Source organism: Streptomyces sp. NBC_01717 (genome assembly GCF_036248255.1).
Classification (GTDB): domain Bacteria; phylum Actinomycetota; class Actinomycetes; order Streptomycetales; family Streptomycetaceae; genus Streptomyces.
Window position 1 is genome coordinate 2,951,158 of the sequence record NZ_CP109178.1, and the last position, 16,814, is coordinate 2,967,971.

Annotated in this window: 12 protein-coding genes; 1 reads left to right on the forward strand and 11 read right to left on the reverse strand. The window is 68.4% G+C overall.

The features are described from left to right. Positions 1 to 28 precede the first annotated feature (28 nt). The 9 genes from OHB49_RS13285 to OHB49_RS13325 all read right to left on the reverse strand — a co-directional run bounded on the left by OHB49_RS13285 (position 29) and on the right by OHB49_RS13325 (position 10,734). Positions 29 to 598, reverse strand: coding sequence for a GNAT family N-acetyltransferase (locus tag OHB49_RS13285; RefSeq protein WP_329160445.1), 570 nt, complete (start codon positions 596 to 598; stop codon positions 29 to 31). 118 nt (positions 599 to 716) lie between these two features. Next, positions 717 to 1,562, reverse strand: coding sequence for a GNAT family N-acetyltransferase (locus OHB49_RS13290; protein WP_329160446.1), 846 nt, complete (start codon positions 1,560 to 1,562; stop codon positions 717 to 719). A 174-nt stretch (positions 1,563 to 1,736) separates the two neighbouring features. After that, positions 1,737 to 2,891 carry a flavodoxin-dependent (E)-4-hydroxy-3-methylbut-2-enyl-diphosphate synthase gene (gene ispG, locus OHB49_RS13295; protein WP_329160447.1) on the reverse strand — a complete coding sequence of 385 codons (1,155 nt, stop codon included), beginning with the start codon at positions 2,889 to 2,891 and terminating at the stop codon, positions 1,737 to 1,739. A 208-nt stretch (positions 2,892 to 3,099) separates the two neighbouring features. Continuing rightward, entirely contained in the window at positions 3,100 to 4,410 is a 1,311-nt protein-coding gene (locus OHB49_RS13300; protein ID WP_329160448.1) for a M50 family metallopeptidase, read from the reverse strand. Then, complete coding sequence (gene dxr, locus OHB49_RS13305) at positions 4,407 to 5,660, reverse strand: 1-deoxy-D-xylulose-5-phosphate reductoisomerase (protein WP_329160449.1); 1,254 nt, start codon at positions 5,658 to 5,660, stop codon at positions 4,407 to 4,409. The genes OHB49_RS13300 and dxr overlap by 4 nt, the downstream gene beginning before the upstream one ends. 223 nt (positions 5,661 to 5,883) lie before the next feature. Continuing rightward, a complete protein-coding gene (locus OHB49_RS13310) occupies positions 5,884 to 6,756 on the reverse strand; it encodes a hypothetical protein (protein ID WP_329160450.1) in 873 nt (290 codons plus the stop codon). A 29-nt stretch (positions 6,757 to 6,785) separates the two neighbouring features. Further along, positions 6,786 to 7,370 carry an LppU/SCO3897 family protein gene (locus OHB49_RS13315; protein ID WP_329160451.1) on the reverse strand — a complete coding sequence of 195 codons (585 nt, stop codon included), beginning with the start codon at positions 7,368 to 7,370 and terminating at the stop codon, positions 6,786 to 6,788. A 79-nt stretch (positions 7,371 to 7,449) separates the two neighbouring features. Then, positions 7,450 to 8,697: a 3-phosphoshikimate 1-carboxyvinyltransferase gene (aroA, locus tag OHB49_RS13320; RefSeq protein ID WP_329160452.1), complete on the reverse strand. Its 1,248-nt coding sequence runs from the start codon at positions 8,695 to 8,697 to the stop codon at positions 7,450 to 7,452. A gap of 90 nt (positions 8,698 to 8,787) precedes the next feature. After that, entirely contained in the window at positions 8,788 to 10,734 is a 1,947-nt protein-coding gene (locus tag OHB49_RS13325) for an acyl-CoA dehydrogenase family protein (RefSeq protein ID WP_030980514.1), read from the reverse strand. 720 nt (positions 10,735 to 11,454) lie between these two features. Here OHB49_RS13325 and OHB49_RS13330 point away from each other — a divergent pair. Continuing rightward, positions 11,455 to 12,507: an alpha/beta hydrolase gene (locus OHB49_RS13330; protein ID WP_329160454.1), complete on the forward strand. Its 1,053-nt coding sequence runs from the start codon at positions 11,455 to 11,457 to the stop codon at positions 12,505 to 12,507. A 261-nt stretch (positions 12,508 to 12,768) separates the two neighbouring features. Here the strand turns inward: OHB49_RS13330 and OHB49_RS13335 are convergent, their stop codons facing one another. Then, the gene (locus OHB49_RS13335) at positions 12,769 to 14,118 is read right to left on the reverse strand and encodes a PP2C family protein-serine/threonine phosphatase (protein WP_329160456.1); all 1,350 of its coding nucleotides are present in this window, start codon (positions 14,116 to 14,118) and stop codon (positions 12,769 to 12,771) included. Between the two features lie 521 nt (positions 14,119 to 14,639). Continuing rightward, positions 14,640 to 16,322: an acetolactate synthase AlsS gene (alsS, locus tag OHB49_RS13340; protein WP_329160458.1), complete on the reverse strand. Its 1,683-nt coding sequence runs from the start codon at positions 16,320 to 16,322 to the stop codon at positions 14,640 to 14,642. Positions 16,323 to 16,814 lie beyond the last annotated feature (492 nt).

The following is a 16,814-nucleotide window of genomic DNA, read 5'->3' on the forward strand; positions in this document are numbered from 1 at the left end:
GGGCGGGCGGAAATCGATTGGCGCCGTCCTAGGCCCGGCGGCGCAGCGGAAGAGGCGCTCCCATCACCGCGTACGGCTTGGGAGCGCTGGGAAACAGCACCTGTCGGGCCAGGTCCCGGTAGCCGAGCGTGCGATACAGGCCACGTGCCGGGCTCTCCGTGTCGATGGCGGAGAGGATGGAACGGGGCTGCTCGACCGCATCCGTGATGGTGGTGATCAGCGAGCGGCCGATGCCCTGGTTCTGGAACTCCGGGTGGACATGCAGTTCGGTGATCACGAACGAGTCGTCGAGCCAGTCCTCGGAGCCGGTGGCGCGCAGATACGGCTCGACGACGGTGGACCACCAGTGGCCGCGCTCGTTCGGCATGCCGTACACGAACCCGATGAGCCGGCCGTCCGCGGTGGTGGCTCCGAGGGCCCGGGCGCACGGATGCTCCAGGTGTCTGAGGACGATGTGCCGGCGTACGTCGACCTCGTTCCGCCCGAGGCCGAAGGCGACGGCCTGTACGGCCAGCGCCTCGTCCACGCGTGCGGCTAGATCGATCGGCCCGACCAGGACACTCGGAGTGTGGGCACCGCCCCCGGAAACTGCTGCCATGCGCCGAACCCTACTGTCCACGCCGGTCTGCGGGATACGCGCCCGGGACGGCCGGGCGAACCTTCGGACCGGCCGGAACGGTCGCGGGGGCCCGCCGGAGCTGCTCCCTCCGGCAAGCTCAGAAGAGCACACTCATGAACGCGCCGACCTCACGGAAGCCGACCCGGGTATAGGCCTTGCGGGCCGCGGTGTTGTAGTCGTTCACATACAGGCTGACGACCGGTGCGACGTCGGCGAGTGCGTGGCGCAGGACCGCCGCCATACCGGTCTCGGACAAGCCGCGGCCACGGTGTTCGGGGGCGACCCAGACACCCTGGATCTGGCAGGCCTGCGGGGTGGCCGCGCCGATCTCCGCCTTGAAGACGACCTTGCCGTCCTCGATACGGGCGAAGGAGCGGCCGGCGCCGATGAGCTCGGCGACGCGTGCCTGGTAGAGGAGTCCGCCGTCACCGGCCAGCGGGGAGATACCGACCTCCTCGGTGAACATCGCGACACAGGCCGGCATCAGGACGTCTATCTCGTCCTTGCGGATGCGACGTACAAGAGGGTCGGGTGTCACATCGGCGGCGGGGCTCTCGGTGACCATGAGCGGCTGGTTGGCCCTGACCTCTCGGGCGGGTCCCCAGCCGGGTTCGAGGAGCCGCCACAGCTGCGCGGTCGCTTCGGCGGGACCGACGATGGAGGAGCAGCGGCGGCCCGCCCGGCGGGCCCGGTCGGCGAAGGCCCTGACGGCCTCGGGGGTGGCGCAGATGGGGACGAGATTGGCGCCGGAGTAGCAGAGCGACCGCAGTCGGCCGTCGGCGTACCAGCCCCACATCTCGCCGCCGAGGCGCCATGGGTCGAGTCCTGCGATCTGAACCCGGGACGTCACAAAGGCGTTGGCGACGGGCTCGCTCTCCAGGATGGCGAGCGCTGCGCCGAGGTCGCTGGGTTCGAGGACCCGGGTGGTGGTCTGCGTCAACACGAGGGGGCCTCACCATGCGGTCTGCTGATTTCCGCACTGTACCCAAAGAGGCTGGGAGACGCCGCCCCATGGCTGTCACCGGTATCTTCGCCCCGCCGTGAGGTCTCTCACGACTGTGCCCCGCCGGGCGGTTCGTTCGCCGGGCGGGGCACAGTCATGAAGTGGGGATCGGCCTCAGCTGATGGAGACCTCGGGCTCGCCGGAGGCGATGCCGTCCTTCTCCATCTGCTCGGCGATCTTCAGGGCTTCCTCGATGAGCGTCTCGACGATCTTCGACTCGGGAACCGTCTTGATGATCTCGCCCTTGACGAAGATCTGCCCCTTGCCGTTCCCCGACGCCACACCCAGATCCGCCTCACGGGCCTCACCCGGACCATTGACGACACAGCCCATCACGGCAACCCGCAACGGCACCTCCATGCCCTCAAGACCCGCAGACACCTGATCCGCCAGCTTGTACACATCCACCTGCGCACGACCGCACGACGGACACGACACGATCTCCAACCGCCGCTGCTTCAGATTCAACGACTCCAGAATCTGCAGACCGACCTTGACCTCCTCGGCCGGCGGCGCCGACAACGACACCCGGATCGTGTCCCCGATCCCCTCACTCAACAACGCACCGAACGCCACCGCGGACTTGATCGTCCCCTGGAACGTCGGCCCCGCCTCCGTCACCCCCAGATGCAACGGGTAATCACACTGAGCCGCCAGCTGACGGTACGCATTCACCATCACCACCGGATCGTTGTGCTTCACCGAGATCTTGATGTCCCGGAACCCGTGCTCCTCGAACAGCGACGCCTCCCACAACGCCGACTCCACCAGAGCCTCAGGCGTCGCCTTCCCGTACTTCCTCAACAACCGCGCATCCAACGAACCCGCATTCACACCGATCCGGATCGGCGTCCCCGCATCGTTCGCCGCCCGCGCGATCTCCTTCACCTTGTCATCGAACTGCTTGATGTTCCCCGGATTCACCCGCACCGCAGCACAGCCCGCATCAATCGCCGCGAACACATACTTCGGCTGGAAATGAATATCCGCGATCACCGGAATCTGCGACTTACGCGCAATCGTCGCAAGCGCATCCGCATCATCCTGCGTCGGACACGCAACCCGCACGATCTGACAGCCCGACGCCGTCAGCTCCGCGATCTGCTGCAACGTCGCACCGACGTCCGACGTCCGGGTCGTGGTCATCGACTGCACCGACACCGGCGCATCCCCACCGACCGCCACCGACCCGACCTGGATCTTGCGGCTGACCCTCCGGTCGGCGAGCTTGGTCGGAACGGACGGCATTCCGAGAGAAATCGCAGTCATGCGCTGAGCATCCCCAAGGTGTGGATCAAGGTCCCGAGATCGGCGGGCTCCGACCTTCGAGGTTACGCCACGGGTGAGATCCCGGAGCACACCGCATCCCCATGTGAGCACAAACGTGGGCGGCCGGACACCGGGTGTACGTCCGGCCGCCGCCTGTGGTGCACGCGATACGGGCGGCGCGCAGGGTGCGAACCGCGCACCCGGCCGGTCAGGAGATCTTGACCGGGTTGACGATGTCGGCCACCAGGACCAGCAGTGTGAAGCAGATGAAGACACCGGCGACGACGTAGGCGACCGGCATCAGCTTGGCCACGTCGAAGGGGCCGGGGTCGGGGCGCTTGAAGACCCGCGCCACGTTGCGTCGCACGGACTCCCAGAGCGCCCCGGCGATGTGCCCGCCGTCGAGCGGCAGCAGGGGCAGCATGTTGAAGAGGAACAGCGAGAGGTTGAACCCCGCGAGCAGGAACAGCATCATCGCGATCTGGTTCGTCGCAGGGACGTCCAGCGTCATCACCTCGCCACCGATCCTGGCCGCACCGACCACGCCGACCGGGGAATCCGCTGCGCGCTCCCCGTCTCCGAAGGCCGCGTTCCACAGGCTCGGGATCTTGGACGGGAGGGCGATGATCGAGTCGACGCCGTTCTCGATCATGTCGCCCATGCGGACGACCGAGTCGCCGAAGGAGAGCGGGACGATGTCCGTCCGAGCGGCGAAGCCGAGGTAACCGGCCGGGACGAACTTGCCGGGGACCACTTCGCCGTTGGAGTCCTTCTCGGCCACCGAGTTCTTCTGCAGCACGGCGTGGAGGGTCTTCTCCTGGCCGTCGCGCCGGACGGTGATGGTGGCGGGGCCGATGGTCTCGCGGATCCGGTCGGAGAGGGTGGCCCAGTCGTCGACCTTCCGGCCGTCGAAGGCGACGATCTTGTCGCCCTTCTTCAGTCCGGCGGCCTGCGCCGGCGAGACCGGGTCGCCCTTCTTGCAGGCGTCGCGCTTCTCGCTCTGTGCGATCACGCACTTCTGGACACCCGCGACCTCGGTGGTCTGGGTCTGGAAGCCGAAGCTCATCGCGACCCCGAGGAAGATCGCGACAGCCAGGATCAGGTTCATGAACGGTCCGGCGAACATCACGATCACGCGCTTCCACGGCTTGCGCGTGTAGAAGAGACGCTTCTCGTCACCCGGTTCGAGTTCCTCGAAGGCGGCCTCTCTGGCGTCCTCGATCATGCCGCGCCACGGCGAGGTGGAGCGCGCTTCCAGCCGTCCGTCCGGACCGGGCGGGAACATGCCGATCATGCGGATGTAGCCACCGGCCGGAATCGCCTTGATCCCGTACTCGGTGTCGCCCTTCTTCCGCGACCAGACGGTCGGTCCGAAGCCGACCATGTACTGCGGGACGCGGATACCGAAGAGCTTCGCGGTCGACAGGTGACCCAGCTCATGCCAGGCGATCGAGAACAGCAGGCCGATGGCGAAGACGACGATGCCCAGAATCGTCAACAGGACCGTCGTAATACTCATGCGCGCGCCTCCGCTGTCGCTTTCGCCGAGAGTTCCCGAGCCCGGGCCCGCGCCCAGGTCTCCGCTTCGAGGACGTCTGCGACCGTGAGTGAAGTTCCCGTCGGCGGTGTGCCGTGTTCGGACACCACCGCCGTGACCGTATCCATGATTCCGTTGAACGGCAGCTGTCCCGCCAGGAAAGCGTCCACGCACTCCTCGTTCGCGGCGTTGAACACCGCCGGGGCGGTGCCGCCGAGCGTGCCCACGTGCCTGGCCAGTCCCACGGACGGGAAGGCGTCGTTGTCGAGCGGGAAGAACTCCCAGGTGGAGGCCTTCGCCCAGTCGAATGCCGGTGCCGCGTCCGGGACCCGCTCCGGCCAGCCGAGGCCGATGGCGATCGGTCCGCGCATGTCCGGCGGGGTGGCCTGGGCGAGGGTGGAGCCGTCGGTGAACTCCACCATGGAGTGAACGTACGACTGGGGGTGGACGACGACCTCGATCCGGTCGAACGGGATGTCGTAGAGGAGATGGGCCTCGATGACTTCCAGTCCCTTGTTGACGAGGGTGGCGGAATTGATCGTGATGACCGGGCCCATGGCCCAGGTCGGGTGCGCGAGGGCCTGCTCGCGCGTGACGTTCGCCAGCTCGCTCTTCGTCCGTCCCCGGAAGGGGCCGCCGGAGGCGGTGACGACCAGCTTGCGCACGTCGGCACGGGTGCCGGCGGCGAGCGCCTGGAAGAGCGCGGCATGCTCGGAGTCGACCGGGATGATCTGCCCGGGCTTGGCCAGTGCCTTCACCAGCGGGCCGCCGACGATCAGCGACTCCTTGTTGGCGAGGGCGAGCGTGCGGCCCGCCTCGAGCGCGGCGAGCGTGGGGGCGAGGCCGATCGAGCCGGTGATTCCGTTGAGGACGGTGTGGCAGTCGCTCCCGGCGAGCTGCGTGGCGGCGTCGGGACCCGCCAGGATCTCGGGCAGCGGCTCCCCGGCCCCGTACTGCTCGCGCAGCGCCTCGCGAAGGGCCGGCACCGCGTCCGGTGCGGCGACGGCCACGGTGCGCACCTTCAGTTGCCGCGCCTGCTCGGCGAGGAGGGCAACCCGGCCGCCTGCGGCGGAGAGCGCGGTGACGCGGAAGCGGTCGGGGTTGCGCAGCACCAGGTCGATGGCCTGGGTGCCGATGGACCCGGTGGAGCCGAGGATGACGAGATCCCGGCGGCCTTCCGCTGCGTCGAAGACGAGATGCGGGTCGGCGAGGGGGGCAGGGCTGTCGCTCATGCCCCCCATTGTTGCCGCATCGGCCCAGCGGGTTGACAGCGCGTCCCGCAGAATTCCGGGAGGAGCAGCTCCGGCAGCGTTCCTGTGAATGCCGGCAGCCGCCGGGCCACGGCCCACCGGGCTCGGTCCACGAGGAGCTCGTCGCACCGCCGCCCGAGCCCGGCCGGCAGGCCGGAGGCGATCGCATACGGGGCGTACCCGAGCAGCTGGGCGAGCCCGGCGATCATGCCGCGCGGAACTTGGTCCACTGCGCGGTCATGACGTCCTGCGGGATGCCGCCCATGTCCTTGGTGCCGGGGATCTCGCCGCGGAAGGCGAGGGTGGTGGAGCCGGAGCGGACGACGGTGAGGTATTCGTACAGCTTCAGCTTCCCCTTCACGTCGAGGATGGTGAAGCGGAAGGCCTCGGCCTCGTCCGCCTCGGCCGCGAAGTCGGGTGCCTCGGCGGGCTCGACCTTCAGATACTTCGCGCTCGCAAGGGCCCGCTCCTCGGTGAATCCCCCGGCGCAGTCCTTGCCGGCCTTGTCGAGCGCCTTCATGACCTCGGCCGCATCGCCGTCGGGGTACGACCGGAGGGTGACATCGACGGTGATGCCGAGCATCTCGTCGGGGATGTCGACCTTCCGTTGGACCTGAGCGGCGGGGTCGTGGTCGCTGACGTCAGCGGCGAGACTGACCAGCGGCTGGCAGCCGGCGGGATCTGCGGTGTAGGCGTCGCCGAGTGGGCCGCCGAGGGTGTACTCGGAGGCCGTGTACTTGCCGACGGTCTGCCCGTCGGTGAACGAAGCCGCCTTGAGCTGTGCCTCGCTGAGCGCCTTGGGCCCGTGGGCCGCCGCCGAGGGCTTGCCGTCCTTCCCTGAGCCGCCGGACCCGCCCGGACCGCCCGAACTGTCCTTGTCACTGCTGCACGCGGTTGCTCCCAGAGCCATCACGACTGCAATCGTCACGGCCGCGGCCCGGCGCCACCGTCCGCGCTGGATACCCACCCCGAACATCCCTGCCCCCATTTCGCTGTTGGTGATGCCGGCTCTCTGCAGGTTCTGCAGGTCGTGCTGGAGTTCGTCGTTCTTGATCGACGCCCCCCGATTGTCCTGCATGCCCACAGGTCCGGTCCTGCCGAGCACGCCTACTTCGACATCGGGTGCGCGCACAGGGTCTTGTTCTCGGCGCTGTAGTCCAGGTACAGCAGCCAGTCCTTGCCCCAGCACTTGTCTCCGGCCGAGATCCAGAACTCGGCCTCGGGCGAGCTGCATCCGACCTCTTCCAGGTCCTGCTCGGGCCACTCCGCGTTGTTACGGACACAGTCTCCGGCCGTGAACGTGGGCCGGGTGTCGGGGATCAGCTCGGGTACGACGAGAGTGGCGAGCGCCAGGACCAGGACGGTCATGATGGCGAGCGCGGGCGGGCGGGCCAGGACACGGCGGCCGGGGGCGAGTTGAGGACGCAGATTCCCCACCGGATGGGGCAGGGAGCGGATCCGGGAGCGGGCGCCGATGTTCATCAGCATGGTGACCGGAGCGGCGAACACGGACAGCAGCCCCCACCAGCCCTGCCACAGGGTGTTGGACGTCATCCTGCGGTAGGTGGCGGTTCCGCAGGTACGGCAGAAGGCGCCTTCCTCGGTCAGGAATCGGAGCGTGATGACCAGACCCTGGTGCCCGCGCACCACGGTGTGGACGGCGGGTATCGCACCGCAGATGTGGCACGACACGACGGATCCGAAAGGAGGAAGCGGGTGTTGGGGCGGCGTTGACATGAGAACTCCCGGGAACGGCGTGGGCCCAGGAACCCTAACGGTTCGTGAGTTCCGCGAACTCCGCGAACGCCTCGTGAAACTGCGGGAACGTCTTCCGTACGCAGCCGGGGTCGTCGTACGTGATACCGGGAACCCTCAGGCCCGTGACGGCGAACGACATCACGATGCGGTGGTCGCCGTGGGTGACGATCTCTGTGGGGTGCGGTGTGCCGGGGTGGATCTGGATCCAGTCCGGACCGGTCTCGACGGTGATGCCCATTTTCCGGAGGTTCTGCGCACAGGCCTCCAGCCGGTCGCACTCCTTCACCCGGGTGTTGCCGACGTCCTCGATGCGTACCGGACCCGAGGCGAAGGGCGCGAGTGCGGCCAGCGTCGGCATGGTGTCGGAGATGTCGCGCATGCTGACCGTGAGTCCGCGGAGCGTGCCACCGGATCGGACGGTGGTGGAATCCGGGGTGCTGCGCACCTCGGCGCCCATGCGGCGCAGTACGTCGACGAACCGCAGGTCGCCCTGGAGCGCGTCCTTGCCGAGACCGGCGACGGTGACCTCGTGGCCGGTGAGGGCTGCCGCGGCGAAGAAGTAGCTCGCGGTGGATGCGTCGGGTTCGATGGCGTAGGGCGTGGCCCGGTAGCCCCCGGGCGGCACGGTGAAGACGTTGTCGTCGTGGCCGCCGCGGGTCACCTCGACGCCGAAGCAGCGCATCATCGCGAGGGTGATCTCGATGTACGGAGCGGAGACCAGGTCGGTGACGGTGATCCGGAGCCCTTCCGCCGTCAGCGGTCCGAGCATCAGCAGTGCGGTGAGGTACTGGGAGGACTCCCCCGCATCCAGGGTGAGTTCGCCGCCCTTGATCCCGGATGCGGTGACCCGCAGCGGGTGGTGGCCCTCGGCTGTCTCGTGGCGCAGATCGACGCCGAGCGTGCGCAGCGCCTCGGTGAGCGGGGCAAGGGGCCGGCGGCGCATCTGCGCGGAGGCGTCGAAGCGGTACGTGCCGGAGGCGGCGGCCGCTGCGAGGGTGGGCAGGAAGCGTGCCGTGGTGGCGCCGTCGCGGCAGTAGATGTCGGCCTCGGTGGCGGCGGGTCCGGCCGGGCGGCCCTCGATGTGCCAGCGGTCCGATTCCTTCACCACGTCGTAGCCGAGGCGTGCAAGACCCTCGGCGAAGCCCTCGGTGTCGTCCGAGCACAGGGGGCGTACGAGGGTGCTGGTGCCCTCCGCGGCGGCGGCCAGGAAGAGGGCGCGTGCGGTGACGGACTTGGAGCCGGGGATGTGGATGACGGTCACGGGTCCCCATCCTGCCGTGCGGCTCGCGGCCGGGCGGGGTGCGTCCAGCGAGTGGACGCGCCCCGCCCGGCCGGCCCGGATTTCCGACGGTCAGCGGATGGTGCGGTGAACGTTTTCCCTGGTGGCCGGGCCGGGGGTGGCATCGGCGATCCAGGGGCCTTCGCCGCTGGGGTCGACGACCCCCTCCTCCAGCCAGGTGTACGCACCGTTCAGGACGGCGTCGACCACACGCCGGTCGAGGTCGTCCGTGTTGGACCAGAGGCGGTTGAAGAGTTCCTCGGTCCGGATGCGGGACTGGTGGCAGAAGGCGTCTGCGAGTTGGTAGGCCTCCCGGCCGTGCTCACCGGTGGTACGCAGATGTTCGGCTCGGACGCAGGCGGAGCTCATCGCGAAGAGTTCCGCTCCGATGTCGACGATCCTGCCGAGAAAGCCCTGTTTGGTCTCCATGCGGCCCTGCCAGCGCGACATCGCGTAGAAGGTGGAGCGGGCCAGCTTGCGGGCGGAGCGTTCGACGTAACGCAGATGGGTGGAGAGGTCCGGGTGGCCGGACGGATGGAACTCGTTGTAGGTGCGCGGGAGTTGTCCCGGGCCCGCGACCAGTTTGGGCAGCCAGCGGGCATAGAAGCCGGCCGCGTTCGCTCCCGCCTTCGCCTTGGCGGAGAGCGGCTTGTCGGGGTCGATCAAGTCACCCGCGACCTTCAGATGGGCGTCGACGGCCTCACGGGCGATCAACAGATGCATGATCTCGGTGGAGCCCTCGAAGATCCGGTTGATCCGCAGGTCCCGCAGGAGTTGCTCGGCAGGGACGGCACGCTCGCCCCGGGCGGCGAGGGAGTCGGCGGTCTCGAAGCCCCGGCCGCCACGGATCTGGACCAGTTCATCGGCCATCAGACAGCCCATCTCGGAGCCGTACAACTTGGCCAGGGCCGCTTCGATCCGGATGTCGTTGCGGTCCTCGTCCGCCATCTGGGAGGCGAGATCGACGACGGCCTCCAGGGCGAAGGTGGTGGCCGCGATGAAGGAGATCTTGGCGCCGACGGCTTCGTGCCGGGCAACCGGCCTGCCCCACTGTTCGCGGACCGCCGACCATTCGCGGGCGATCTTCAGACACCACTTCCCGGCGCCGACACACATGGCGGGCAGGGACAGCCGTCCCGTGTTGAGGGTGGTGAGCGCGATCTTGAGGCCGGCACCTTCGGGGCCGATACGGTTGGCGGCCGGGACCCGGACGCGGTGGAAGCGGGTCACACCGTTCTCGATCCCGCGCAGCCCCATGAAGGCGTTGCGGTTCTCCACGGTGACACCCGGGGCATCCGCCTCCACGACGAACGCAGTGATGCCGCCCTTGTGGCCGACCGACTTCGGGACACGGGCCATGACGACCAGCAGGTCGGCGACGACACCATTGGTCGTCCACAGCTTCACACCGTCGAGGATGTAGTCCGAACCGTCCGGAACGGCCGAAGTGGCGAGCCGGGCAGGGTCGGAGCCGACATCGGGCTCGGTGAGAAGGAACGCCGAGATGTCGGTGCGGGCGAGCCGGGGCAGGAACGTGTCCTTCTGCTGCTGGCTGCCGAAGAGCTTCAGCGGCTGCGGTACGCCGATGGACTGGTGGGCGGAGAGCAGCGCGCCGATCGCCGGGTTGGCGGAGCCGACCAGGGAGAGCGCCCTGTTGTAGTAGACCTGGGTCAGTCCCAGGCCGCCGTACTTCGGGTCGATCTTCATCCCGAGGGCGCCGAGCTCCTTGAGGCCGTTGATGACCTCGTCGGGGATCTTCGCCTCACGCTCGATCAGGGCGCCGTCGATCTTGGTTTCGCAGAAGTCGCGCAACCGGGCGAGGAACGCCTCGCCGCGCCGGACGTCGTCGGCGGCCGGCAGTGGATGCGGATGGATCAGGTCCAGCCGGAAGCGGCCGAGGAAGAGTTCCTTGGCGAAACTGGGCTTGCGCCAGTCCTGCTCGCGTGCGGCTTCGGCCACTTGACGCGCTTCACGCTCGGTGACCTTGGGCGTGTTCTTTGGAGCGGATGGTGCGGTCATGAGGAGCTCACCTCGCCGCGTTGTCGGTGGGCGGACCCGGCCGGTCCGCGCCGAGCGCGCATGCGCGCCTGCCGAGGCATACCAACCGGTGCTACTCGTCCGTATGTACCCGATTCCTGCCGCCCTCACCAGCCCTCCGACGCCGATCGGGTCGCGAGCCACTCCAGTGGCGCGTTCAACTGGCGAACTGCGGCCGGGCCGGTCGGAGGGGGAAGCAGAAACGGCCGGAGCCCCCGCACAGTGGGCCCCTTGCGGCGCGCTGACCTGCGGCTTTGCTCTGACCTGCGCGAACTCTCAGCGCTTCGGCCCGCCCTGGCCCGTCCTGGGCCGCCTCAAGTCGTTTCAGCCCGCCCTCGTGCTCCCACGGGAGCACCACAAGGCGCGATGGCGAAGTACGCCCTGACCTGCAGGTATCGGCGTTGAGGGCCGACGGGCAGCGGATGGGGCGAAACCGATCCCCGCAGGTAGCAATCCTCCGTCAACCTCACTCAGAACCATCGCGCAGAACTCGGCGCCTGTGAGAGGACTTCTGCGAGAACTGACCTGGACAATCTCCTCTGCCACTGGACTGGCAGGACGGCTCTGACAACCGGTCATCTGTGAGAGGACGGGGGATCCGGGTCACCCACACACAGCGGGCGGAGCATTCATGGTGCCTTGCACTACGGGGGCCTGGGGCGCGCCGGTCGGGCGGGGACAGCCTTCGCTGACGCTGTGACCATGGCGGATCTGCGCCGACAGGACGGGCACCGTGGCCCCGGGTGCCGATGCAGCGGCCTGGCACTAAGGTCGGGTGAACGGTTCGGGACGTGTCGCTGGCTGAAGCGCGGTTCGCTTCCGATTTGTGCGCTGGCCCTTCATCCTTTTGAGGACGCGTTCCCCGGTGAAGCTGTAGCAAGGAGGCTTCTGATGAAGGCGTCCACTACACGGCGGCAGTTCATCCCGATGACTCTGGCGGTGGCCACGGTCACCGTTGTAACCATGACTGCGGCGTCCCCTCCTGGCGGCGCCACGGCAGTCAGGCATCCGGCTGCCAAAGCAGCGGACAATGCGCAGGCGAAGCCCACGGTGGTGTTGGTGCACGGGGCCTGGGCGGACGCGTCGAGCTGGAACGGCGAGGTCGACATCCTGCGCCGCGCGGGCTACACAGTGCGTGCCATCGGGAACCCGTTGCAGAACCTGACGACCGACTCGCTCACGGTCAAAGACTTCCTCAAGAGCATCTCGGGGCCGATCGTGCTGGTGGGGCACTCCTATGGCGGGTCGGTGATCACGAACGCCGCGGCAGGAGTGAGCAACGTAAAGGCGCTCGTGTACGTCGACGCGGCCGCTCCGGCGGTCGGGGAGACGACGGGGCAGCTCAGCGGCTCGACGTCCGCGCTGTCGGGGCCACCGTCCAAGCTGTACGACGCCGTGTCGTACGCGGACGCCACCGCCAAGGCGTCCAACCTCTACCTCAAGAAGGACGTATTCGTCACAAAGTTTGCCAGCAGCGTGCCACGCGACCAGGCGATCAACCTGTGGGCCACCCAGCGGGCTGCCAGCACAGTGGCCTTCAGCACCCCCTCCAAGGCGGCGGCATGGAAGACGATCCCCTCCTGGTACTTCATCAGCAGCGGGGACCAGATCATCACGCCGGAGTCGGAGAAGAAGATGGCGCATCGCGCGGGGGCGAAGGTAACTGTCTACCCAGGCGGTTCGCATCTGACCCTGGTATCCGATCCGGCTGCCGTCAGCAAGGTCATTCGGTCGGCGATCGCAGCGGTGAAATGACGTAGCGCGGTGTGGGGCAGCGCGGGTGGCTGTTTCAACGGCGGTACTTTTCGAGAATGCGGAGGCTAACTCCGCTTCGTGAAGCGGGAGCCCCCTCGCCGAGGATGGAGGCGGCTGCCGAGGGTCGGGCCCGTCGGAAAGTATGGTCGGCCACCTGCACCCGCTCGGCCTCGCCGCCGAGCGCGGCCGCAGCGACGGGCGCGCACACCAGCGTCGCCAAGCTCGCGCACGCCGCCGCCACCGGCCGAAAAGGGGGCATCATCAGCACGACGAACCGTCGATCCCGAGAAGGCCTGACCACCAAGATCCACCCATCAAACGGATCTTGCCCAGAGCGCGAACGACGCCACGCTGACCGCTGCTTCGCAGGAGGTGGCGGTCTTGTCGTACCTGGTCACAATCCCGCCGAAATGTTTGAGGGTCGGGACTCGCATGGTGGCTGTCCTCGTCGGCACCCGCCGTGGACGGTGCGGCCCGGCGGCGCACCGCGACCATGGCGACGTCGTCCTGGACCTCCCCGCCCGCATGGACGGTCAGGTCGCTCATGAGGCGCTCGATCAGGTAGCGCGGCTCGTCCTCGGCGAGGAGCGCGAAGCGGTCCAGCGCCGGGTAGAAGACGCCCGCCGGGTCGCGGGTCTCGAGGAGGCCGTCGGTGTGCAGGAGCAGCGTGTCCTCCGGCTCGAATTCGAAGGTGTTGACCTGATAGGCCGCTTGATCGCCGCCCAGGCCGAGCGGTGGTGCCGGTTGCGGCACTTCGAGGAGGTCCACGTCTGTGCCGTGAGAGCGCATCAAGTCGGGGTGGCCGCAGCTGATCACGTGGACGACGTGGAAGTCGTCGGGTATCTCCAGGACCAGAGCGGTGATGAACCGCTCCGAGGCGTTGCTGTCCGTCTGGCCGGCCTGGTCGACACGGCGGCGCACGCCGGCGTCCAGGGAGAGGGCGACATGCTCCAGTTGCACGTCGCGGTGCGCGGCTTCGCGGAACGCACCGATGACGGCTGCGGCGTCGTCGACTGCCGCCAAGCCGTTGCCCTGCACGTCACCGATCAACATTCGGACCGTGCGGTCGACGCGTTCGGCGGCGTACACGTCTCCGCCGATGTGTGCGTGGGCGGCGGCCGAGCGATAGGCAGTGGCGATTTCCAGATCTGCCAGGCGACAGGGCAATGGGGGCAGCAGCGCCCTTTGCGCTGTCTCCGAGACGGAGCGCACCGCATGAAGCGTTCGATGGTCCACGTCCCGCAGGCGCCGGAACACGAGGACCAGGACGCAGACGACCAGCAGGCCCAGGAAGTCGATCGGGAGGATCGGTGAGCTGGGCAGACCGTCGTCGACGTCGACCGCGACCACGCCGAGACAGGCCAGGGCGGTCATACCGACGGTGGTACGCGTGTTGTCTGCCGCGGCGGTGAGAGCCGGCACCGCCATCAGCAGCACTACCAGGTGGACGTCCGCGGGGACGATCACGCCCCCCAGGGTGACGCCGAGCAGGACGGCCGAGGCGACCACGACCGCGATGAGCGGTCGTAGCCGTACCGCCGAGAAGCTGACTGCAAGTCCCGCGGCAGTCGCGCGGCCCGTGCTTGTCATGATGTGTGTCTGCGTCGTCATGAGAACCTCCTGCTTGTCATGATGTGTGTCTGCGTCGTCATGAGAACCTCCTGCCACGTACGACATGGGGCTGGTCCGGCTGGCATGACAGGTGTCCTGTGGGGCCGGAGGGTGGCCTCGGTCGGCGTCATGTCATTCGCGTCGCCTCGCTGCGGCTGATCGGGCACCGTGGGCCGGGTCGACCGACCGGACCAATTTGCTTGCTGATCGACAGTCACCACAGTGGACCGCAGGCGTTCGGTCAGGCCGAGGGTCTGCCGTTCCCGCCATGTGACGGCCGCACCGCGACTGCGCAGCGGGGTCTCCAGGGTGCCGGGGGTTCCGGGAGTCGGCGCGGTGCTGTTGCTCATGAGGATCTCCATGCTCTGGCGCCACGGCGCGGTCGGTCTCCCCCGACGCGGTGTAAGACTGTCCGGTGGGCCCGGCGGCTTCCCGGCTGCGAGCAGCGAGCCCTAGCGGCGCCGTGTCCGGGGGCCTCGGCGTACCGAGGGGGCGGCGCCGGAGCCGCGGTCGTCGGCCCGTCATCTCGGATTCCTGTCGTGGAGTTGCGCGAAGAGTTCTGTGTTGTGTGCGTAGTCGACCGGGACGTCGATGACCGTGATGCCGGGGTCGCAGAGTCTGCCCGGGTCGAGAGACCTGCGCAGTTCGGTCTCGAAGGCGTCCATGGTCTCGGTCCGGATTCCTCTGGCGCCGAACGCGCGGGCGTACTGGGTGATGTCGTAGTCGCCCGACCGGACACCGGAGGCCCTGCCGTATTTGCGATGCTCCTGGAAGGCCACCATGTCGTAGGCGTTGTCGCGCATGATCACATGCGTGGCGTGGAGGCCCAGACGGGTGGCGGTCTCTATTTCCGGTGCGCTGGACAGGAACCCGCCGTCCCCGGAGACCGACACCACCTGTGTCCCCGGCCGCAGCAGCGCGGCGGTCATCGCCCGTGGCAGGGCGACTCCAGGTGTCTGCGGGCCGTTGGGGAGCAGGATGCGGCGCGGCTGGTGTCCGCGGAAGTGACGGGCCATGTAGGTGTGCGGGCCTGTGTCGGACACCACGGTGGCGTCGTCCTCCACATTCTCTGCGATCTTCAGGATCACCGCGGCGGGATTGAGGCCGGCAGCGTTGGCCGGGACCGCCCTGGCCTCTTCTTCGATACAAGCCAGGGCGGCGCGCTGTTCGGCCAGGGCAAATCGGGTGTGGTCGCTGATCGGCATCCCGGACAGCTCCCCTGACAGCTCACCGACCGTCGCGGCCACATCGCCCTGCAGTTCCAGAGTGGGCTGGTAGTGGCTGCCGATCTCGGCGGGCAGTGCATCGATGTGGACGATCGCACGGGCCGGGTCGGTGTTCCACAGGCCCGGGTCGTACTCCACGGGGTCGTAGCCGACGGTGATCAGGACGTCGGCATGTGTCACCACGACGTCCCCAGGCTGATTGCGGAAAGGGCCGATCCGGCCGGCGTACTGCTCCTCCAGTGTGCGCGGGACGATGCCCGCCGCCTGGGAGGTCTCCACCACGGGCAGGCCTGTGACACGGATCAGTTCGCGCAGCGCGGCGCAGGCCTCGGGATCCGCACCACGCAGCCCGACCAGCAGGACGGGCTGCTGCGCGGCGCGGATGATCTGGGCGGCACGGTGGATGCATTCAGCGGGAGCGGGGCCCGGAGAAGGGTGCCTGTGCGGCTGTACGACGGTTGCGGCGGTGAGCGCGCCTGCGACGTCGGCAGGCATCACCACCGCGGCCGGACCGCGAGGTGGGGTGACCGCCGCCCGCAGGGCGTTGGCTATGGCTTCGGGGACGTTGTCGGGGTCGTGGACTTCGCAGGTATAAGTGGTGACCAGTCTCAGTGCGGCGATGGCGTCCAGCGACCGCTGGGCTCGCTCGAACCGGTCCCGGCGGGTCACAGCCCCGCACACAGCAATCACCGGGTACTGCTCAGTCGTCGCAGTGAGCAGAGCGGTCATCAGATTGGTGGTGCCGGCTCCTGAGGTGGCCAGGACCGCTCCGGGGGTGCCGGTCAGCAGCCCGACAGTGGCGGCCATCACGGCAGCGTTCTGTTCGTGGCGGCACATCACAAGTTCGGGGCCTCCGACTGCCAGGGCATCGTGAACGGCGTCGATCGTGGCTCCGGGGACACCGAAGACGTACGGCACGCCGTACTGCGAGAGGGTCTCGACCATGCGCTGGGCCGCGCCGACAGGTGGGGTGGGCATGTGCCCGCCGCCTTTCTTGATTGTTGGGTTTGCGCAACGGTGGTGGCAGTTGCTGCGCGGGGTGTGGTGCCGCCGCCGGGCCGGTCAGTGCGGGTCCGGTCGGCGCTCGGCCGGGGCCGTGCCGTCACCCGCCCTCCGCCCGGCGGGGTCTGCGTGCCCGTTTCGGCCGTGCTCTGGTGCGTGGCGAGGAACAGGGCGGTCGGGCAGGCCATGTGCAGCTCGGGGTGGATGCCGATGTCCCTGGTGCCGCTCGTGAGCAGCCAGTCCAGAGAGGTCGTCGAGGACGAGCATCGCTGTCAAGGTGGTTGAAGGCGCCCGAGCTCAAGTCGCCGCCGTGCGCTGGGGGCTTACAGATCGTCACCTGGCCGCCGCATGCCGTCGAGTAATGCGGCGAAGGCCGGGTGCTCCCCTGGAGCCGCTTCAGGACGATGGTGCTGCCTGAGCGGGTCGCGGGCGAGCAGGAGGCATGCCCACTGGTGGAATACCTCGTAG